The organism is Allobosea sp. Root381, assembly GCF_001429395.1.
Taxonomy (GTDB): domain Bacteria; phylum Pseudomonadota; class Alphaproteobacteria; order Rhizobiales; family Beijerinckiaceae; genus Allobosea.
In genome coordinates this window covers 179,200-198,559 of record NZ_LMJT01000041.1, presented here as the reverse complement: position 1 = coordinate 198,559, position 19,360 = coordinate 179,200, and the positions used below count along the sequence as shown (strand labels likewise).

Sequence of the window (19,360 nt, the reverse complement as noted above, 5' to 3'; positions counted from 1 at the left end):
CGCCATGACCATCACCGCCTACGGCACCGGCGCCTATCGTTCCGCCACGCCGAACAGCTTCGCCACGAGCCGCGGCCAGCTCTCCGATCTCGAGCGCCAACTCGCCACGCAGAAGCGGGCCGAGAGCTATGGCGATCTCGGCATGGACCGGCGCACCAGCCTCGACCTCAACGCCAAGGTCGCGACGCTCGATTCCTGGCTGAGCGGCATCAAGCTCGCCGACGTGAATCTCAAGCTCTCGACGCAGGCGGTCGAGAACTTCGCGAAGATGACCGCGGAGACGCTCAACGACACGCGTTCCAACACCTATGTCGAGACTTCGACCGGGCGAACCGCGCCGCAGGTCCTGGCCGAGGAGAAGTTCAAGCAGACGCTCGACCTGCTGAACTCCGCGGTCAACGGGCGCTACCTGTTTTCGGGTAAGGCCTTTGACGTGCAGCCTGTGGAGAGCTTCGACGCCATCATGAACGGCGACGGCGTGCGCGCCGGGCTGAAGACGCTCATCGCCGAACGGCAGGCTGCCGACGGCGTCGGCGGGACGGGCCGCCTCACCACGGGCGGCACGGCGGCGATCGCCACGGTCACCCGCGAGGACGTCAACGACGCCTATGGTTTCGCGCTGTCGACGCCACCCGCTGTGAGCAGCTCGGCTGCGATGGCTGTCACGCCGCTCGCCGCTCCCGACGGCTTCTCCGTCGAGGTGCTGGCACAGCCGGCGGTCGGCGATACCTTGCGATTCACGCTTTCCCTGCCCGACGGCACGACCGAGGAGGTTGTGCTGACGGCCCGGGCCCCCGGCACGACCGGCGATCCGACGACATCGTTCGAGATCGGGGCGGATATCGATGCGACGGCCGACAGCCTGCGCAACGCGATCGGCGCCGCCATCGGCAAGGAGGCCGCGACCACCCTGCGCGCCGCCTCGGCTTCCTGGACGGCCGACGATTTCTTCAACTACGCCAACGACCCGGTGTCGGCCAACCGGCAGCCGCATCGCGTGCCGGCCTCGCTGCTGGACCCCATGGAGCCGGCGACACCGGCCGGCACGGTGTTCTGGTACAAGGGCGAAAGCGGCGATCTGCGCGCGCGCGAGACTGCGACGGTCCAGGTCGACAAGGGCCAGATCGTCGGGACGGGGGCGCGGGCCAGCGAGGAGGCCTTTGCCGTCGGCCTCGCGCAGTTCGCCGTGATGGCGCTCGAGACCTTTCCCGCCGGCGATGCGAATTCGCAGGCTGGCTACGAGGCAATGACGGTGCGGGTCAGCGAAAAGCTCGGTTTCGGCGGCGACGTCCAGAAGCCGACCGAGATCATCACCGAGCTCGGATCGGCGCAGACGGCGCTGTCGCGGGCCAAGGAGCGCCACGACAGCACCAAGACCTATCTGACCACGGCACTGGCCGATGTCGAGAACATCACGACGGAGGAGGTCGCGGTGCAGCTCCTGGCGCTCCAGACCCAGCTGCAGGCGAGCTACCAGACCACTGCGATCCTGTCGCAGCTTACGCTGACGAATTACCTCCGATAGGTCGACGCGCGGTCGTAATCGCCGCCGCGCGGCGTGACCATCCAGGCCTTTTCTCAGTGGCTGTAAGGGATTTCTCGGAAACGCGCCGTCGTTCCGGGCTTGTCCCGGGACCCATCTGAAGGCTCCGGAACTCTGCGATGGATCCCGGATATGCTGCTTCGCAGCTTGTCCCCGGGTGACGGCCCGTATCCTGGAAAAGCCGGAGTGCGGTACCTGCCTTCCCTCACTCAACGACAAAGGGCGCCACCGTGCTGCGGCGACGCCCTTTTCGTTTCGGTGGTGCGTTTGTCTTCAGCGGCCGCGAAGGCCGGCGGCGATGTCGCGGTTGATGCTGACGAGCACCTCGAGACGCTGCGGCTGCGGGTCGGCGGAGATCCTGAAGGTGTGGTTGAAGACGAAGTTCGCCAGCGAGATGATGTTGGTCTTGATCCCGACCGGCAGCGGATTGTCTTCCGCGATCACGGCGGAGACCAGCAGCGTCCAGAGACGGCGGTTGTAGGTCAGGACCTCGTCCAGCTCGCTCGCGCGGTTCTGCCAGTCCTCCGCAACGATCTGCAGGCGGGTAGCCGCCTTCATCAGCAGATTGGCTTCGAGTTCGCGAGGCGAGACGGTGGACTGCGCCGACTTGGCGGCGGCGGCGTAAGCGTTAAACCCGCTTTGCATGATCGATGAGTTCCGCTTCGTAGGCTATGAGCTTCTTCGCTGCCTTCAGTGCCTGGTAGAGATCGCCGCTTAAGATGCGATTATTGATTTCGTGAACATGCGGCAGAGAACTGGGTGCAGCGGTGAGGAAGTCGCGCACCAGCTCGAAATAGGCTTCGTGCTGATGCGTGGGGTCCTGGGCCAGATACATCAGCTGGATCGCCAGGTAGATTTTCTTGGCAGGGCTATCGGCGGTGGCTGCGGTGAGGATGTCCTTCTCGCGCAGGATCGGTGCGTCGCCTTCGATGAAGAAGCGCGTGCGCTGCTCGTCGTTGCGGATGACGACCTGCCCGACGATGATGCGCTCGCGCGGCTTGAGTTCGACCTTGAGTGCCATGTCCGTGCTGCCTTCCGGGAAGGGGGAGGGCTCGCGCCCTCCCGCCGCGTCAGCCGAAGAGACGCAGGACGCTCTGGTCCGCCTGCGAGGCCAGCGAGAGCGCGGTCTGCGAGAGCTGCTGGCGCGTGTTGAGCGAGAGCAGCTTGGCGCCTTCCTCGTTGGAGTCGGCGAGCACGAGGTTGTCGGCGCCGATCGTTAGCGTGTTCGACATTTCCTTGGTGAAGTCCTGGCGGGTCTGCGCGACCGAGAGCTGCGAGCCGAAGGTCGAGGCCAGCGACTTCAGCGAGGTAAGGGCGCCGGTGAGGGCGCTCGTCGCCTTGTCGAGGTCGAGGTCGTTCTGGAAGTTGAAGAAGCCGTCTAGCTGGGTGTTCACCGCCTGCGAGATGCCGAGATTGTCGGCGGTCAGGTTGGTGCCCTGGATGTCGAGCTTGGTGCGGTTGGCGCCGGTCTTCTCGTTGAAGGCGATGGTCAGCTGGTCGCCGGCGAGGAGATTGATGCCGTTGAAGCTGGCATCCTTGGCGAGTTCGTCGATCTGCTTGCGCAGGTCGTTGAACTGCTGGATCAGGTTCGAGCGGGTGGCCGAGGTCACGTTCGAGGAATCGACGCCGTCGGTGCGGTTGGCAGTGGTCAGGCCGAACAGCGAGTTGCTGGTACCACCGGCGGCTGAAGTGCGGGCGGCCGCCAAGGCGGCTTCGGCATTGGTCTGGGCCGGCGGGCCGGCGACAGCCGCGGAGGCGCCGAGGCCGATGCCGACGCTCAGCGTCTCCGAGCCGGTGCCCTTGACGTTGAGCTGGCCCTTTTCGTCGACGAAGGCGGTGGCGACGCCGGAACTGTTGATCGCGTTGACGACGTCGCGGACCGTGGTGTTCGCGTCGAGGCTGACCTGGATCTCGGTGAGCTGGCCATTCGCGAGCGAAGGCACCGGCGTCTCGCCGCGGCCGATCTGGATCAGCATCGTCCGCGCGGTCGCGGCGCCGGTGGGTCCGTTCAGGTCGAAGCCGAGGTCGCCGGCCGAGCTGGCGGTGGCAGCGGTCGCGGTGTTGGTGACGTAGGGAGGGCCCACATCGCCAGCGGCGCCGATGCGCTTGTCGAGGGCGATGTCCTTGAGGCTCTTGCTGGTCACCGCCGCCTCGGTGGCCGAGGCGAGCATGGTGCCCGAACCGGTGATGGTCGGGCGGTTCTGGGCTGCGTCGGCCTGTGCCTGCTTGATGGTCGATTGCATGGAGCCGACGAGCTTGGTGATGCTGTCGATACCCTTGGACGCGGACTGAATGGTCTGAATGCCGTTCGAGATGCCGTCGAGCAGGCCGGTGAGCTGGCTCGAGCGATCGTTGAGCGACATCGCCGTGAAGTAGTTCACCGGGTTGTCGATCGCCGAGTTGACCTTGCGGCCGGTGGCGAGGCGGTTCTGCAGCACCGACTGTTCCGCTGCTGTCTTCTGCAGCGTGAGCAGGTTGTTGCGGACGCCGCTCGAGAGAATCGTGTTGGCCATCGTCAGGTTCCTGAAGCGCTTCTGCGCCTGTACGGTGATGGCCGATCATCACTCCTTAGCTATAACAAACCGTTAATCGACGACTCTCGCCGGTAAGGTTACCGGCGCGGAAACCATGAAAATGACGTAAAAAAACGGCGGAGCCGAAGCTCCGCCGTTCTTTTAGTCTTCGGCCCGCCTTCTGCGGGCTGCCCGCTTCTGCGGACGAAGGATCAGAACAGACGCAGGACGGCCTGGTCGGCCTGCGAGGCCAGCGAGAGCGCGGTCTGCGAAAGCTGCTGGCGGGTCTGCAGGGTGAGCAGGGCCGCGGCTTCCTCGTTGGCGTCGGCGTTGACGAGATTGTCGGCGCCGATCTTGAGGGTGTTCGCCATTTCCTTGGTGAAGTCCTGGCGGGTCTGCGCGACCGAGAGCTGCGAGCCGAAGGTCGAGGAGAGGGACTTCAGCGAGGTCAGCGCGCCGGTCAGGGCCTCGGTGGCCTTCTCCAGGTCGAGGTCGTTCTGGAAGTTGAACTGCGTCCCGAGCTGAGTGTTGCCGGCCTGCAAAACGCCCAGGTTGTCGGCGGACAGGGTCGAGCCCTGGATCGTCATCTTGCTCTGGTTCGAGCCGGTCTTCTCGTTGAAGACGAGGGAGACCTGGTCGCCGGCGAGCAGGTTCACGCCGTTGAAGCCGGAGTCCTTGGCGAGCTCGTCGATCTGCGTGCGCAGGTCGTTGAACTGCTGGATCAGGTTCGAGCGGGTGGACGAGGTGACGTTCGACGAGGCCGCGCCATCGACACGATCGTCGGTCGCAAGGCCGAACAGCGCGTTGGTGGTGCCGCCGACGGCCGCGGCGCGAGCGGCCGTCAGGGCAGCTTCCTCGTCGGTCACGGGCGGGGTGGCGGCGGCATCGGCCTCGCCGGCGCCGAGGCCGATGCCGACCCGCAGCGTCTCGGAGCCGGTGCCCTTGACGTTCAGCAGGCCCTTCTCGTCGACGAAGGCGGTGGCGACGCCCGAATTGTTGATCGCGTTGACGACGTCGCGGACGGTGGTGTTCGCGTCGACATCGAGCTCGATCTCGGTCAGGCGGCCGTTGGCGACGGTCGGCGTGTCGCCGCGGCCGAGCTGGATGACCATCTTGGCGGCGGTGGAGTCGCCATCGGTGCCGGTCAGGTCGAAGCCGAGGTCACCGGCCGAGGCTGCCGTGGCGGCGGTCGCAGTGTTGGGGGCGTAGGGTACGGCCGGCGGCCCGACCTCCGCAGGGGTGCCGGCGGCGCCGAGGCGCTTGTCGAGGGCGATGTCCTTGAGGCTCTTGCTGGTCACGGCAGCCTCGGTGGCGGAGGCGAGCGTGGTGCCGGTGCCGGTGACCGTCGGGCGGTTCTGCGCGGCGTCGGCCTGGGCCTGCTTGATCGTCGACTGCATCGAGTTGACGAGCTTGGTGATGCCGTCGATGCCCTTCGAGGCGGTCTGGATGGTCTGGATGCCGTTCGACATGCCGTCGAGCAGGCCGGTCAGCTGGCTGGCGCGGTTGTTGAGCGACTGGCTGGTGAAGAAATTGACGGGGTTGTCGACGGCGGAATTGACCTTCTTGCCAGTGGCGAGACGGTTCTGGATTCCGTTAGCCTGGGCGGCTGTGTTCTGGAGGGTCAGCAGGTTGCTGCGGACACCGGCGGAGAGCGAAACGGCCATTTTAGGATACCTTCTGGTATGATGCCTTCTGGCGCCGGAGCGTTCTGCCCTCGACGTGGGCAACATTCATTCGGAGGCCTGTAACAAGAGGTAAATTTTGATGCTCGGATTGAGGTCGATCAGGCCGCGCTCACGGTGTGGTTAAGCGGAGATTACCGGGGCGAGGGCAGGGAACCGATATGAAAAACGCCCGCACGAGGCGGGCGTCGGAAGGCTGATCACGCTGTTCGCTCGATGTGTTGAGGCGGTGGCTCGTCCTCTTGTGCCTGCGCCTTTTCGGAGAGGGCGCGGGAATAGGCGCGCAGCTTCAGCAGCGTCTCGTCCGGTAGCTGCGAGACGGTCTCTCCGGTCTCGGTGTTCCGTTTTTGCGTGACGACGGCGCGCGTTTGCGGATCGATGATCGTGCGCCGCTCGACGACGTCGTCGAGGCTGTGCCGCGCCTGCCGCATATTGTGCTCGGCTGCGTGATTGCGCTGCTCTCCGTCCCGGCGCGCCTGGGCATCGCGCTCCTGGGCCCGGATGTCGATCCGTACCGCATCGCCGGCTTCTGCGGAGCGCACGGTCTTCTCGGGCGACAATTCGACCATGGAGCCGTCGCGCGGCGTGAGTATGTCGGCACGGGAAATTGCTGGTGTGCCGGCAGCCGGCATGGTCCTGCCCGGGTTGCCAAAATCCATCGCTCACTCCCTTCTGGAGTTCGATGCCGCGCCAGCGCACGGCTCAACGTCGGCCGCGGGGACAGGCGCTTCCCCACGTCGGCAATATCGACGATCGCAGAAATGATTGAATATTACGTAAGGGAATTAGGTAAATATTGATTTGTGGTGATCCCGGCGGCTCACAGGCGCCGGGATACCATCAGCGGTCCCGCATTCGGGCGGGCGAAGGCGCCGGCGCCGACCGTCGCAGCCGGCCCATAGCCCGCTGCCCGCGTCGGGCGGTTGGCGTCGGTGGCGAGATCGCGGATGATCGCTTCCGAGACGGCGCGGGCCGTCGCCAGCACGATCTGGTTGGTCTCGATCAACGCCTGGAACGAGAGATGGGCCGCCTTCAGGCGCTGGATCTGGTCGGGCACGAAGCGGGCGAGCGCGACGGCATTGAGCTTCACCTGCTCGACGCCGCGCATGTAGAGGCCGGCGAGTTCGGTCTTGCGCGGTTCGCGGGCCATCGCCTCGGGCAGGCGCCCGCCACGCACGAGTTCGGTTTCCTCGCCCACAAGATGCGACAGCGCCGCGAGCGCCTCCAGAACGCCATCGATCAGCGCCCTGGCTTCCGGCGCGCTGGCGATACGCGGCCGCTCGTCGACGACGCGCCTGTTAGCCAGCATGCGGGGCTCCGCCGGCCTGGGCCGTGTTCGTGTTGCCGGCCTGCTCCTGAACCCGCAGCAGATCACGCATGATCTGGTCCGACAGGCCGATGCCGCCGGCCTTCTGGATCTGCTTGGCGTATTCCTGCGTGAGCTGCGACTTGTAGATGTCGCCGCCGATGCCGTTCTCGCCGAGTGGCCCCTCGCTGCCGGGCTGCGTCGTCATCAGCTGCTGGGTGACCTGCTCGAGAAACATCGTCTCGAAGTCTTCGGCCTGCTTCTTCGCCTTGGCCTTGGCGGGGTCGAGCGCATTGGCTACGCCGCTGACCAGGCTGCCGGCGACGCCGATGGCCAGTTTCGCAGCCGGTAGTGCAAGGGTTGCGCTCATCACATCACCTCGATTTCGGCCTGCAGGGCGCCGGACGCCTTGATGGCCTGGAGAATGGAGATCAGGTCGCGCGGGCCGATGCCGAGCGCGTTCAGCCCGTCGACGAGCTCGGCGAGCGTCACGCCTTCCCTGACGAGCGCGAGCTTGTTGCCGCCTTCGGTGTCGACTTTCACATTGGTTCGCGGCGTCACGACGGTCTGGCCCCGGGCGAACTCGTTCGGCTGGCTGACCTGCGGGTCCTCGGTGATCGTGACGGTGAGGTTGCCCTGCGCCACCGCGACCGTGGAGACGCGCACATCCTTGCCCATGACGATGATGCCGGAGCGCTCGTCGATGACGATGCGGGCGAGCTGGTCGGGCTCGACCCGCAGCTGCTCGATATCGGTGAGCATGCGGATCATGTTGCCCTTGAAGCGGGGCGGGATCTGCAGCACGACCGTCGAGGGGTCGGTCGGCTCGGCCGCGTCGCCGCCGAGGAAGTCGTTGATCGCGGCCGCCATGCGGCGTGCCGTGGTCAGATCGGGGTTGCGCAGCGCCAGCCGCAGCGTCGTCAGCTTGTTCAGCGCGAATTCGATCTCGCGCTCGACCAAGCCGCCATTGGCGATGCGGCCGACGGTGGGCACGCCGCGCGTGATCCTGCTGGCGTCGCCCTCGGCGGAGAAGCCTGCGATCGCGACCGGGCCCTGCGAGACCGCATAGACCTCGCCATCGGCGCCAAGAAGCGGCGTCACCAGCAGCGTGCCGCCCTGCAGCGACTTGGCGTCGCCGAGCGCCGAGACCGTGACGTCGAGCCGCGTCCCTTGAGTCGCGAAGGGCGGCAGGTTCGCCGTCACCATCACGGCGGCGACGTTGGCGGTACGCATGTTGGCGCCGCGCGTGTTGACGCCGAGGCGCTCCAGCATCGCGGTCAGCGACTGCTTGGTGAAGGGCGCGTTGTTGAGCGTGTCGCCGGTGCCGTTGAGGCCGACCACGATGCCGTAGCCGAGGATCTGGTTCGAGCGCACGCCCTCGACGGAGGCGAGGTCCTTGATGCGTGACAGCGCCTGTGCCGGGCCGGCCGCCATGGCGAGGCCGAACGCGAGCAGCGCAGCCAGCGGCATCACCAGGGACTTCAGGGCGGCTTTGCGGAACATGGTCTCACCGGCTGGAGCAATCGATCACGCATCCCCTGCGATCCCCGTGCCAGATGGCGAGAAATTGAAAAGCGAGATTTATCAGTTGTTTGCGAAATTCCGGCAGCGTGGGGAACAGCATCGCACCACTGCGAATAATGCCGGCGCGGCAGTTTCTGCCGGGTGGTTTACCAACTGTTAACCATGCCGGGCCGAGGGTCCGGGCAACGATTTCGCGAGGCGGCCATGATCCGGATCGACCAACGCGCTCCCATCGCCAATGCCGGTGCGGCAGGTTCCGCGAAGCGCGCGGGGAGCGCCGGTTTTACACTGCCGGGCAAGGACAGTGCGACGAGCGCGCGCAGCGCCGGCGTCAGTGCCTCGGGCCCGCTCGACACCCTGCTGGCGGTGCAGGCCTATGAGGAGCCACAGGAGCGCAAGAAGCGCCAGGCCAGGCGCGGGCATGACCTGCTCGACGGTCTCGACCGGCTCAAGGCGGCGCTGCTCTCGGGCTCCGTGCAGGTCTCGGAGCTGCAGCGACTCAAGGACACGCTGTCGCTGCGCCGCGAGACGACAGATGATCCGCGCCTCGACGATGTGCTCGCGCATATCGAGCTGCGGGCGGCTGTGGAACTTGCCAAACTGGGGCGTTGAGAATGCGCCTGACGTTCACTGGGATGATGGCTATTCTCTCCTGATCTGGCTTGCCTTAGACGGGTATCGATCGGGCCTGAAAAGGCTGCCGCCAGAGGCGTCGCATATGACTTGGTCGATCATCGCACGAGACTCCGCATCGGGATCGATGGGAATCGCTTGTGCTTCCCGGGCTCTCGCCGTCGGATCGATCGTACCTCATGGGGCCGGGCGCGTCGGGGCGATCGCCACGCAGGCTTTCGCCAATCCATTTTATGGCATCGATGGCCTGAACTTGCTGCGGGAAGGGTGCTCCGTCGCCGAAACGATCGCGAACCTGACGGAAATGGACGCAGGGCGGGATTACCGGCAACTGCACATCATCGACCGCAACGGCGAAACAGGTTGCTTCACGGGTTCGGCTTGTCTTGCCTGGTCGGGTTCAGTGAGTGGCGCAGACGCTTCTGTCGCCGGGAACATGCTAGCCGGTCCCGAGGTCGTGGAGGCCACCCTGGCCGCCTATCAGGAGGCGTCGGCGCTGGATTTCGACGAGCGCCTGCTTGCCGCACTGGATGCAGGGGAACGAGCGGGTGGCGACAAGCGCGGTCGCCAATCCTGCGCAATCCGGATCTGGTCCGAAGGGCCGATCGCATCGTTCGATCTGCGCGTCGACGATCATGCGGAGCCACTTCGTGAGCTTCGCAGGCTCTGGCGACTGGCGCATCAGGGATATGCGCCGTTCCAGGCGTTTCTCCCGTCACGCCGTAACCCGGCCGGCATGACGGATCGGGAGATCGCCTATCGCGCCTGCGAGGAATACGCGGCCCGATGGAATGCGAGGCACCCGGTCTGATCAGCGAATGAACTGTTCGACATAATCGGCACCGAGCCCGTTTCCGGCATAATGCGCGCGGCATTTCTCCAGCCGGGTGAAGACGTCGTCATAGCCCAGGCATTTGCCGTCCGGATCGACATAGATCATCGCGCCGTTGACCTGGAACATGGTGATCATCTCCTCGACATCGGGATCGACCACCAGCGTATGGGTCTCGCCCGGCGCTTCGTAGACATAGGCGCCCTCGGTCGCGACCCAGTCATGCTCGAGATAGCGCCACTTGCCCTTCAGCACATAGCCATGGACGGGCAGGGGGTGGCGATGGCGCGAGAGCACGCCGGACTTGCGCACCTTGAGCAGGTTCATCCAGTAGCCGCGCGTCACGCAGAAGAGCAGGGGGCGGAACCAGACATTGTCGTCGACCGGCACCCAGACGCGGTCGTCCTCGGGGATGACGTTTGGCACCACAAGCTCCGGCGGCGAGTGCTGCGGCTGCGGGTGGCGGTAGGGCGTCCAGCGCTCCTCCTGCGTCGCCTCGACCGGCATCGGGCTGGTGGTGCTCATGGCATTTCCTCACGATTCTTGTCTGGTCGATGCGTCCGTATTGCGAGCGCAGCGAAGCAATCTAGGGGCCGTCGAGCAAGCCCTTCTGGATTGCTTCGCTGCGCTCGCAATGACGGCTGGGCGGCTTGCGGGGGTGATTCCGAAAACATCGCCAAGTCATTGGTCGAACGTGCCATTTCAGACGGCGAGATAACCGCCGTCGACCGGCAGGATCGTGCCCGTGATGAAGGCTGCAGCGTCCGAGAGCAGGAAGGCGATGGCGCCGCCGACATCGCCGGGCTCGCCCCAGCGGCCCATCGGCGTGCGGGCGAGGATCGGCGCCGAGCGCTGCGCATCCTCGACCAGAGGCCGCGTCAGCTCCGTCGCGATCCAACCCGGCGCCACGGCGTTGACGCGGATGCCCTCCGGCGCCCAGGCGGCAGCGAGGGATTTCGTCAGCTGGCCGATCGCCCCCTTCGAGGCGGCATAGCCGGGCGCGAAGGGCGAGCCATGGAAGGTCAGCATCGACGCGATGTTGACGATCGCGCCGCCGGACTTGGCGTCGCCATTGGCGGCGAGCTTGTCCCTGGCGGCGAGGCACATCCGCATGGTGCCGTTGAGATTGACCTCGATGGTCAGCCGAAAGGCGTCGATCTCGAATTCCTTGCCGCCGCGCTGGATCATGCCGGCGCAATTCACCAGCGCATCCAGCCGCGGGCATGTCGTGACGATCGCCGCAACCTCGTCATCGCGCGTAACGTCGAGCCTCGCATGGCGAATCGCGGGATGGGGCGGGGAGGCCGCGACCTCCTCCACCGTCAGCCCGGTGGCGAGAACGTCGTAGCCGGCCGCTGCGAGCGCGAGGGCGGCGCCTTGGCCGATGCCGCGGGTGCCACCGGTGACGAGGGCGAATTTGGAAGAGGCTTCAGTCATGGCGCGACCATACCGGCGCGCCGCAGCGACGGGAAGGGAGGTGCCGTCAGGGCGTCGGCAGTTCCAGACGCAGCAGGGCCGAGGCGTTGGTGTGGAGGCTGTTGCCGGAGAGCGAGACCTCCCGGCCGACACCGAGGTCGAGGGTGGTGCGCCACGGAGTCGAGAGCGGCTGCGTCAGGTCGGCGACCACTTTCACACGCGGCGTCATGCTGGAGGAGAGCCCGTTATCGGCCGCGAAGTTGTAGGTGCCGGCCAGCGCGATCTCGGTGGTCAGGGTGACGATGTCGAGCGGTTGCAGCCGATAACCCAACACGGCCTGCGCATTCTGCTCAGCCGATCCGGAAGCCTGGACATTGCCGCCTGTGCCGGCGCTCCAGCGGAGGTCGCTGTCGGAGGTCGCTCCGCGCGCGACGTTCCAGTCGAGGCGCGTGTCGTTGCGCTGCCAGCCGCCCTGGCCGGTGACGATCGCGGTCGAGAGCGAAAGCTGCTCGGCACCGAGCCGCATGCCGACGGCACGTTCGCTGGCCGAGGGCAGTCGCGATGGCGTTGAGGCGAGGCCACGGCGGATGGGCGTGGCGTTGATGGCGGGCCGGGCCAGGCCGTTCTGGACCGCCCGGCTGCGGGCCGCGCCCTGCTTGTCGAGCGTGGGGGCGAGGAAGCTCGGCGTCGCGAGGACGGCGTCGACGGGCGGCGGCGGGGCCTCCCAGCGTGGAATTGGCGCGAAGAGCCGGGTTTCGCTGTCGTCGAAGGCGGCCGCGTCGTCCGCCCTGGCAGGCAAGGCCTGTTCGGCTCGCGCGCTCGCCGGAGAGCCGGCAAGAAGCATCAGGATGAGCCCGGCCCGCCCGAGGGGGCGTGAGACGGATGGCGGATGAAGGTAAGGCAAGGCGGTCGTCCCGTTGCGACGGCGGCGAGCGATGCAGGATGCACCGGGAAGCTGACCTTTTTGCGGCACTGCAACAGACATCTGCGTCGCGCCTATGCTCTTTGCCCGAAAGCTGCCCGTCCTTCGCGGCGGCTTCAGCATCGAATTGATCCGAAAAGTGCATTCCACTTTTCGGCCCTATGCTCTAGGAAGCGCGCAACCGCCTGCGGCCGCTGCGCTGCAGGCCGGAAACGTTCCAATCTGTCAGCAGGGGTCGTTCACATGAGCAAGATCAAGGTCGCCAACCCGGTCGTCGATATGGACGGCGACGAGATGACCCGCATCATCTGGCAGAAGATCAAGGACACGCTGATCTTCCCCTATCTCGACCTCGAGCTCGACTATTACGATCTCTCGGTCGAGAACCGCGACGCGACCGACGACCAGGTCACCATCGATGCCGCCAACGCGACGAAGAAGCACGGCGTCGCCGTGAAGTGCGCCACCATCACGCCGGACGAGGGCCGCGTGAAGGAGTTCAACCTCAAGTCGATGTGGAAGTCGCCGAACGGCACGATCCGCAACATCCTCGGCGGCGTCATCTTCCGCGAGCCGATCATCTGCAAGAACGTCCCGCGCCTCGTGCCGGGCTGGACCCAGCCGATCGTGATCGGCCGCCACGCCTATGGCGACCAGTATCGCGCCACCGACTTCAAGTTCCCCGGCAAGGGCACGCTCTCGATCAAGTTCGTCGGCGAGGACGGCAACGTCATCGAGAAGGAGGTCTTCAAGGCTCCCGAGGCCGGCGTCGCCATGGCGATGTACAACCTCGACGACTCGATCCGCGACTTCGCCCGCGCCTCGCTGAACTACGGCCTGATCCGCAAGTACCCGGTCTATCTCTCGACCAAGAATACCATCCTCAAGACCTATGACGGGCGCTTCAAGGACATCTTCGAGGAGATCTACCAGGCCGAGTTCAAGGCCGAGTTCGACAAGCTCGGCATCACCTATGAGCACCGCCTGATCGACGATATGGTCGCGTCCGCCATGAAGTGGTCCGGCGGCTATGTCTGGGCCTGCAAGAACTACGATGGCGACGTGCAGTCCGACACCGTGGCGCAGGGTTTTGGCTCGCTCGGCCTGATGACCTCGGTGCTGATGACGCCGGACGGCAAGACCGTCGAGGCCGAGGCCGCGCACGGCACGGTGACCCGCCACTATCGCGAACACCAGAAGGGCAAGGAGACCTCGACCAACTCGATCGCCTCGATCTTCGCCTGGACCCGTGGCCTCAGCCACCGCGCCAAGCTCGACGGCAACGAGGAGCTCGCCAAGTTCGCCGCGCTGCTCGAGAAGGTCACGGTCGACACGGTCGAGGCCGGCGACATGACCAAGGACCTCGCCTTGCTGGTCGGCGCCGACCAGAAGTGGCTCTCGACCACGGGCTTCCTCGAGAAGGTCAGCGAGAACATGCGCAAGGCGATGGCCGCCTGATTTCAGGCGTTCCGGCGTTGCGATGAATGCGGAAGCCCGGCCGAAAGGCCGGGCTTTTTCGTGGCAGGTCGCTGGGGGAGCTCGGGCAGCGCGGGGAACCCTCTCCCGGAGGGAGAGGGCAAGGTGAGGGGTAGGCCGCTTACCGAATTTGCCGTGAGGCGGTCGCTGCGCAACCAAACCGGAGGGGGCGGCCTACTGGGCGAACGGCCGACACCTCACCCCTACACCTCTCCTCACAGGAGAGGGGGTCCTCGCGCCTTGTGCTGGCCCGCTCAGCGCTTCATCTCGATCTCGATGAAGGTCAGATGCGTGTCGCCGGCGTTCTTCACGTCGTGCTTCACGCCGGCCGGGCGGATATAGCTCTGGCCGGTCTTGACCTCGGTCTCGGTGACGACACCGTCGACCTCGTAGGCCATGCGCGCATCGCTCATGATCACGACTGCATAGTCCATGCCGTGCTCGTGCCAGCCCGTCGTCGCGCCGGGCTCGAAATCCCAGCGCGTGATCTTGGCCTTCGCGTCTTCGGTGAGCAGCGTGGCGACGGCGGGGACCGTACATTCGAAAGGCATGGGCAACTGTCTCCTGGCCGGCTCGATCCGGCCCGGCACTATTGCGGCTGCCTCGGGAGGCAAGCAACCCGATGATCTCGCATCGGCTCTGCCCGAAAACCGCATGCCGCTTTTCGGGCCGATGGTTCGGCGAGGGCGGGCTTGCGCCTCACTCTACCCGCAAGGGGCGGCGCGCGATGATGCGCAGGCCGCTGACCGGAGCGTTCAGAACATAGCGCAATTCGTAAAGGCCGGGCGCCTCGGGCGCCTCCAGCGTCGCCTCCGCATTCTCGGCCGGAAAGAAGCGCGGTCCTTCGGCATCGAGCGGTGCGTCCGGCGCTAGCAGCACCACGCGGTCCTGCTCGCCATTAGGGCCGATCCCACGGACTGGCAGCGCCTGGCCGCGGCCGACGCGCTCCGGCGCTGCCAGCGTCGCGCTTGGCTCGGTCGTTTCCAGCGGCTGGCGCAGCAGGATGGCGGGGGCGCCGTCCTTCTCGACCGTCAGGCGCAGCTCGTAGGCGCCGGCAACGCCGGGCGTTGGGAGGGATGCGACCGAAGTCCGCGCCTCGACGACGACGATGGCGGTGTGAGGCGGGTCGTCGGGGCGCGCAATGGCCAGCCGCGATCCGGCCGGCGCGCGGGTGAGGAAGACGCTGAGCGGGGCGCCGGCGACGATGCTGCGCGCCGTCGAGAGAGCCGGCCCCTCGCTGCGAGGCGCCGGCGGCTTCTTCGGTTGCGCCACAGCCAGCGCCGGCGCGAGCCCGGCTGCGAGAAGCAGGGCGCGACGGGAGAGGGCGCCGCTGAGGCGTTTCCCGCCGGTCGCCATCAGCCCATCGCGGCCGCGACGGCGTCGAGCGCGGCCTGCGCCTTGCTGCCGTCCGGCCCGCCGGCCTGGGCCATGTCGCGGCGGCCGCCGCCGCCCTTGCCGCCGAGCTGCTCGGAGGCCGCACGCACCAGCGTGACCGCATCGAAGCGCTCGGTCAGGTCCGGCGTGACGCCGACCACCACGCCGGCCTTGCCATCCTCGGCGACGCTGACGATGGCGACGACGCCGGAGCCGACGCGGGCCTTGGCCTCGTCGGCGAGGCTCTTCAGGTCCTTCATCTCGATGCCGGTGACGGCGCGGGCGAGCAGTTTTGCGCCGGCGATGTCCTGGATCGGCTCCTCGGCCGCGCCACCGCCGCCCATGGCGAGCTTCTTGCGCGCGTCGCTGAGCTCGCGCTCGAGCTTGCGGCGCTCGTCGAGCAGCGCGGTCAGGCGGTTGCCGGCCTCGGCTGCGGGAACCTTGAGCAGGCTCGCCAGCCCGTCGAGCAGGCGCGACTCCTGGTTGAGGCGCAGGCGGGCGCCGTTGCCGGTCATTGCCTCGAGCCGGCGCACGCCGGCCGCGACCGCGCCCTCGCCGAGCACGCTGACGAGACCGATATCGCCGGTGCGCGACGCATGGGTGCCGCCGCAGAGCTCGACCGAGAAGGTCTTGCCCGCCGGATTGGTCCCCATCGAGACGACGCGAACCTCGTCGCCGTATTTCTCCCCAAAGAGCGCGCGGGCGCCGGAGGCGATCGCCTCGTCGACGCTCATCAGGCGGGTCGCCACCGGCTCGTTCCTGAGCACGATCGCGTTGGCGATCTCCTCGACCTCGCGCAGTTCCTCGTCCGTGATCGGCTTGGGATGCGAGAAGTCGAAGCGCAGGCGGTCTGGCGAGACCAGCGAGCCCTTCTGCGCGACATGATCGCCGAGCACGAGACGCAGCGCCTCGTGCAGCAGATGCGTCGCCGAATGGTTGGCACGGATCGCGCTGCGGCGGTCGTGATCGACCGAAAGCTCGACCGCCGCGCCGCGCTTCAACTCGCCCTGCTTGACCGTGACGGCATGGGCGAAGACGTCGCCGAGCTTCTTCTGGACGTCGCTGACCGCGACGACCGTGCCCGCCGCGCGAATCGTGCCGGCGTCGCCGATCTGGCCGCCGGATTCGCCGTAGAAGGGCGTCTGGTTGACGATGACGAAGCCGCTCTCGCCCTCCTTGAGCGTCTCGACCTCGGCGTTGTCGCGGATCAGGGCGGTGACCACGCCCTCGGCGGTCTCGGTGTCGTAGCCGAGGAACTCGGTCGCGCCGACGCGTTCCTTCAGCGGGAACCAGAGCTTCTCGGTCGCCGCCTCGCCGGTGCCGGCCCAGGCCGCGCGCGCCTTGGCCTTCTGCTGCTGCATGGCGGCGTCGAAGCCTTCGGTATCGACGCCGATGTTGCGGGCGCGTAGCGCATCCTGCGTCAGGTCGAGCGGGAAGCCATAGGTGTCGTAGAGGGTGAAGGCGACGTCGCCCTTCAGGCTCTGGCCGGAGACCAGATCCTTCGAGGCGTCGTCAAGCAGGGTGAGGCCGCGCGCCAGCGTGGTGCGGAAGCGGGTTTCCTCAAGCTGCAGCGTCTCGGTGATCAGGGCCTCGGCCCGCAGCAGCTCGGGATAGGCCCGGCCCATCTCGCGCGTCAGCACCGGAACCAGCCGGTGCAGCAGCGGCTCCTTCGCGCCGAGCAACTGGGCATGGCGCATGCCGCGGCGCATGATCCGGCGCAGCACATAGCCGCGGCCCTCGTTCGAGGGCAGTACACCGTCGGCGATCAGGAAGGCCGAGCAGCGCAGATGGTCGGCGATGACGCGATGGCTCGCCTTCATCGGGCCGTCGGAGGCGACCGAGGTCATGTCGGCGATCGCGGAGATCAGCGCGGCGAAGAGGTCGATCGCGTAGTTGTCATGCGTGCCCTGGAGCACGGCGGCGATGCGCTCGAGGCCCATGCCGGTGTCGATCGAGGGGCGCGGCAGATCGGTTCGGATGCCGCCGGCCGCCTCCTCGTACTGCATGAAGACGAGATTCCAGATCTCGATGAAGCGGTCGCCGTCCTCGTCGGGCGAGCCGGGCGGGCCGCCAGGGATGTGGTCGCCATGGTCGTAGAAGATCTCGGAGCAGGGGCCGCAGGGGCCGGTATCGCCCATGCGCCAGAAATTGTCCGAGGTCGGAATGCGGATGATCTTGCTGTCGGAGAGGCCGGCGATCTTCTTCCAGAGCGCGTGCGCCTCGTCATCCTCGGAATAGACCGTGACGGTCAGCTTTTCCTTGGGCAGGCCGTATTCGCGCGTGACCAGCGTCCAGGCGTGCGTGATCGCCTGTTCCTTGAAATAGTCGCCGAAGGAGAAGTTCCCCAGCATCTCGAAGAAGGTGTGGTGGCGCGCCGTGTAGCCGACATTGTCGAGATCATTGTGCTTGCCGCCGGCGCGGACGCATTTCTGCGCCGTAGTGGCGCGAACGTAAGGCCGCTTCTCCTGCCCGGTGAAGACGTTCTTGAACTGCACCATGCCCGAATTGGCGAACATCAGCGTCGGGTCGTTGCGCGGCACGAGCGGGCTCGACGGCACCACCTCATGGCCCTGGCCCTTGAAGTAGTCGAGGAAGGTGGACCGGATATCGTTGACGCCGCTCATCGCTGTTTGCGCTCTGGTCTGGGGCAGAAGGCCGGCCGAGCCGGCGGGAAAGACCGCTTCTAGTCAGGGCGCCTGCGCCTGTCCAGAAAACCCGCTCGCGGCGGGCGCCGGAATACGAAAAAGGGCGGTCCGAAGACCGCCCTCGCATATCGCGTCCGAACCGGAGGTCGGGGCCGGCGCCCGACTCAGGCCTCGCCCTCGTCGAGATCGTCATCGGTCGGCGTCGCCTGGTCGAGGATGCGGTCGGCGACGAGGCCGGAATTCTGCCGGATCGTCGCCTCGATCTTGGCCGCGATCTCGGGGTTGGCCTTGAGGAAGGTCTTGGCGTTCTCGCGGCCCTGGCCGAGGCGCTGGCTGTCGAAGGAGAACCAGGCGCCGGCCTTCTCGACCATGCCGGCCTTGACGCCAAGGTCGATGAGCTCGCCGACCTTGGAGATGCCCTCGCCGAACATGATGTCGAACTCGACCTGCTTGAAGGGCGGCGCGACCTTGTTCTTGACGACCTTGACGCGGACCTGGTTGCCGGTGGCCTCGTCGCGATCCTTCAGCGTCGAGACGCGGCGGATGTCGAGACGCACCGAGGCGTAGAACTTCAGCGCATTGCCGCCGGTGGTGGTTTCGGGGCTGCCATACATCACGCCGATCTTCATGCGAATCTGGTTGATGAAGATGACCATGCAGTTCGAGCGCGAGATCGAGGCGGTCAGCTTGCGCAGGGCCTGGCTCATCAGGCGGGCCTGCAGGCCCGGCTGGACGTCGCCCATCTCGCCCTCGATTTCGGCACGCGGGGTCAGCGCCGCGACCGAGTCGACGACGAGCACGTCGATCGCGCCGGAGCGGACGAGCGTGTCGGTGATCTCGAGCGCCTGCTCGCCGGTGTCGGGCTGCGAGATCAGCAGGTCGTCGAGATTGACGCCGAGCTTGCGGGCATAGACCGGATCGAGCGCGTGCTCGGCATCGACGAAGGCGCAGACGCCGCCCTTCTTCTGGGCTTCGGCGATGGTGTGGAGCGCCAGCGTCGTCTTGCCGGAGGATTCGGGGCCGTAGATCTCGATGACGCGGCCGCGCGGGAGGCCGCCGACGCCGAGCGCGATGTCGAGGCCGAGCGAGCCGGTCGAGACCGTCTCGATCTCGATCGCCTGCTGGTTCTTGCCCAGGCGCATGATCGAGCCCTTGCCGAAGGCGCGCTCGATCTGCGAGAGCGCCGCATCCAGCGCCTTGGCCTTGTCCATCGAGGAGCCTTCCACCAGCTTGAGATTTGCCTGACTCACGAGTCGCGCTCCTTATGACAGGGGCGCGGGGACATCTCAATCCGCGCCGGTGGTGCGACAATGGTCATGGTTTGTTCCGGTCCGCAAGTTCTTTTTATGTTCTCATTGCGGGGTCGCTGACAGGATATGGCAGGAGGGTGCCTGGATATGCGGTGAAGGCTGTCGACTGGAATTAATCCAGCCTCAACATGCGTTGAATGCATATCGTCATGGCTGCATTTCGTTGTGACGGCGTTCCACATTC

General features: G+C 66.6%; 19 protein-coding genes. 4 read left to right on the top strand and 15 right to left on the bottom strand.

The genetic code is table 11. From position 1 onward, the window contains the following. Nucleotides 1-4: 4 nt before the first annotated feature. Nucleotides 5-1,525 carry a flagellin gene (locus tag ASE63_RS22415; RefSeq protein WP_056806898.1) on the top strand — a complete coding sequence of 507 codons (1,521 nt, stop codon included), beginning with the start codon at nucleotides 5-7 and terminating at the stop codon, nucleotides 1,523-1,525. A 291-nt stretch (nucleotides 1,526-1,816) separates the two neighbouring features. Here ASE63_RS22415 and flaF read toward each other — a convergent pair whose 3' ends face one another. The 8 genes from flaF to ASE63_RS22375 all read right to left on the bottom strand — a co-directional run bounded on the left by flaF (nucleotide 1,817) and on the right by ASE63_RS22375 (nucleotide 8,514). Continuing rightward, a complete protein-coding gene (gene flaF, locus ASE63_RS22410) occupies nucleotides 1,817-2,188 on the bottom strand; it encodes a flagellar biosynthesis regulator FlaF (RefSeq protein WP_082610197.1) in 372 nt (123 codons plus the stop codon). Then, nucleotides 2,172-2,564 (bottom strand): flagellar biosynthesis repressor FlbT, encoded by a 393-nt coding sequence (gene flbT, locus ASE63_RS22405; RefSeq protein ID WP_056806894.1) that lies wholly within the window; start codon nucleotides 2,562-2,564, stop codon nucleotides 2,172-2,174. The genes flaF and flbT overlap by 17 nt, the downstream gene beginning before the upstream one ends. Nucleotides 2,565-2,613: 49 nt before the next feature. Beyond that, on the bottom strand, nucleotides 2,614-4,056 hold the full coding sequence (locus ASE63_RS22400; protein WP_056806891.1) for a flagellin hook IN motif-containing protein: 1,443 nt from the start codon (nucleotides 4,054-4,056) through the stop codon (nucleotides 2,614-2,616). A gap of 212 nt (nucleotides 4,057-4,268) precedes the next feature. Continuing rightward, entirely contained in the window at nucleotides 4,269-5,720 is a 1,452-nt protein-coding gene (locus ASE63_RS22395; protein WP_056806890.1) for a flagellin, read from the bottom strand. Between the two features lie 218 nt (nucleotides 5,721-5,938). After that, nucleotides 5,939-6,397 carry a hypothetical protein gene (locus ASE63_RS22390; RefSeq protein WP_156410549.1) on the bottom strand — a complete coding sequence of 153 codons (459 nt, stop codon included), beginning with the start codon at nucleotides 6,395-6,397 and terminating at the stop codon, nucleotides 5,939-5,941. 161 nt (nucleotides 6,398-6,558) lie between these two features. Next, nucleotides 6,559-7,047, bottom strand: a complete 489-nt coding sequence (locus ASE63_RS22385) for a hypothetical protein (protein ID WP_056806884.1) — start codon at nucleotides 7,045-7,047, stop codon at nucleotides 6,559-6,561. Beyond that, nucleotides 7,037-7,414: a rod-binding protein gene (locus ASE63_RS22380; RefSeq protein WP_056806880.1), complete on the bottom strand. Its 378-nt coding sequence runs from the start codon at nucleotides 7,412-7,414 to the stop codon at nucleotides 7,037-7,039. Before ASE63_RS22380 ends, ASE63_RS22385 begins: the two co-directional genes overlap by 11 nt. After that, nucleotides 7,414-8,514: a flagellar basal body P-ring protein FlgI gene (locus ASE63_RS22375; RefSeq protein WP_244491553.1), complete on the bottom strand. Its 1,101-nt coding sequence runs from the start codon at nucleotides 8,512-8,514 to the stop codon at nucleotides 7,414-7,416. The genes ASE63_RS22380 and ASE63_RS22375 overlap by 1 nt, the downstream gene beginning before the upstream one ends. A gap of 258 nt (nucleotides 8,515-8,772) precedes the next feature. Here ASE63_RS22375 and ASE63_RS22370 point away from each other — a divergent pair, with 258 nt between their 5' ends. After that, a complete protein-coding gene (locus tag ASE63_RS22370; RefSeq protein WP_244491539.1) occupies nucleotides 8,773-9,180 on the top strand; it encodes a flagellar assembly protein FliX in 408 nt (135 codons plus the stop codon). Continuing rightward, nucleotides 9,104-10,012 (top strand): DUF1028 domain-containing protein, encoded by a 909-nt coding sequence (locus tag ASE63_RS22365; RefSeq protein WP_244491537.1) that lies wholly within the window; start codon nucleotides 9,104-9,106, stop codon nucleotides 10,010-10,012. Before ASE63_RS22370 ends, ASE63_RS22365 begins: the two co-directional genes overlap by 77 nt. On the opposite strand, the gene ASE63_RS22360 is transcribed toward ASE63_RS22365, so the two are convergent. The 3 genes from ASE63_RS22360 to ASE63_RS22350 all read right to left on the bottom strand — a co-directional run bounded on the left by ASE63_RS22360 (nucleotide 10,013) and on the right by ASE63_RS22350 (nucleotide 12,353). Continuing rightward, nucleotides 10,013-10,558 carry a 2,4'-dihydroxyacetophenone dioxygenase family protein gene (locus ASE63_RS22360; RefSeq protein WP_056806872.1) on the bottom strand — a complete coding sequence of 182 codons (546 nt, stop codon included), beginning with the start codon at nucleotides 10,556-10,558 and terminating at the stop codon, nucleotides 10,013-10,015. 177 nt (nucleotides 10,559-10,735) lie between these two features. Next, nucleotides 10,736-11,470 carry an SDR family oxidoreductase gene (locus tag ASE63_RS22355; protein WP_056806869.1) on the bottom strand — a complete coding sequence of 245 codons (735 nt, stop codon included), beginning with the start codon at nucleotides 11,468-11,470 and terminating at the stop codon, nucleotides 10,736-10,738. A gap of 46 nt (nucleotides 11,471-11,516) precedes the next feature. Then, nucleotides 11,517-12,353, bottom strand: coding sequence for a hypothetical protein (locus ASE63_RS22350; RefSeq protein ID WP_156410548.1), 837 nt, complete (start codon nucleotides 12,351-12,353; stop codon nucleotides 11,517-11,519). Nucleotides 12,354-12,614: 261 nt separating this feature from the next. Here ASE63_RS22350 and ASE63_RS22345 point away from each other — a divergent pair, with 261 nt between their 5' ends. Beyond that, nucleotides 12,615-13,829 (top strand): NADP-dependent isocitrate dehydrogenase, encoded by a 1,215-nt coding sequence (locus ASE63_RS22345; RefSeq protein WP_056806863.1) that lies wholly within the window; start codon nucleotides 12,615-12,617, stop codon nucleotides 13,827-13,829. Between the two features lie 272 nt (nucleotides 13,830-14,101). On the opposite strand, the gene ASE63_RS22340 is transcribed toward ASE63_RS22345, so the two are convergent. The 4 genes from ASE63_RS22340 to recA form a co-directional block, all read right to left on the bottom strand. Further along, nucleotides 14,102-14,398 carry a cupin domain-containing protein gene (locus ASE63_RS22340; RefSeq protein WP_056806859.1) on the bottom strand — a complete coding sequence of 99 codons (297 nt, stop codon included), beginning with the start codon at nucleotides 14,396-14,398 and terminating at the stop codon, nucleotides 14,102-14,104. 148 nt (nucleotides 14,399-14,546) lie between these two features. After that, the gene (locus tag ASE63_RS22335; protein WP_056806857.1) at nucleotides 14,547-15,203 is read right to left on the bottom strand and encodes a hypothetical protein; all 657 of its coding nucleotides are present in this window, start codon (nucleotides 15,201-15,203) and stop codon (nucleotides 14,547-14,549) included. Next, nucleotides 15,203-17,845: an alanine--tRNA ligase gene (gene alaS / locus ASE63_RS22330; RefSeq protein WP_056806854.1), complete on the bottom strand. Its 2,643-nt coding sequence runs from the start codon at nucleotides 17,843-17,845 to the stop codon at nucleotides 15,203-15,205. Before alaS ends, ASE63_RS22335 begins: the two co-directional genes overlap by 1 nt. A gap of 185 nt (nucleotides 17,846-18,030) precedes the next feature. Continuing rightward, nucleotides 18,031-19,116 carry a recombinase RecA gene (recA, locus tag ASE63_RS22325; protein ID WP_056806850.1) on the bottom strand — a complete coding sequence of 362 codons (1,086 nt, stop codon included), beginning with the start codon at nucleotides 19,114-19,116 and terminating at the stop codon, nucleotides 18,031-18,033. Nucleotides 19,117-19,360: the final 244 nt, after the last annotated feature.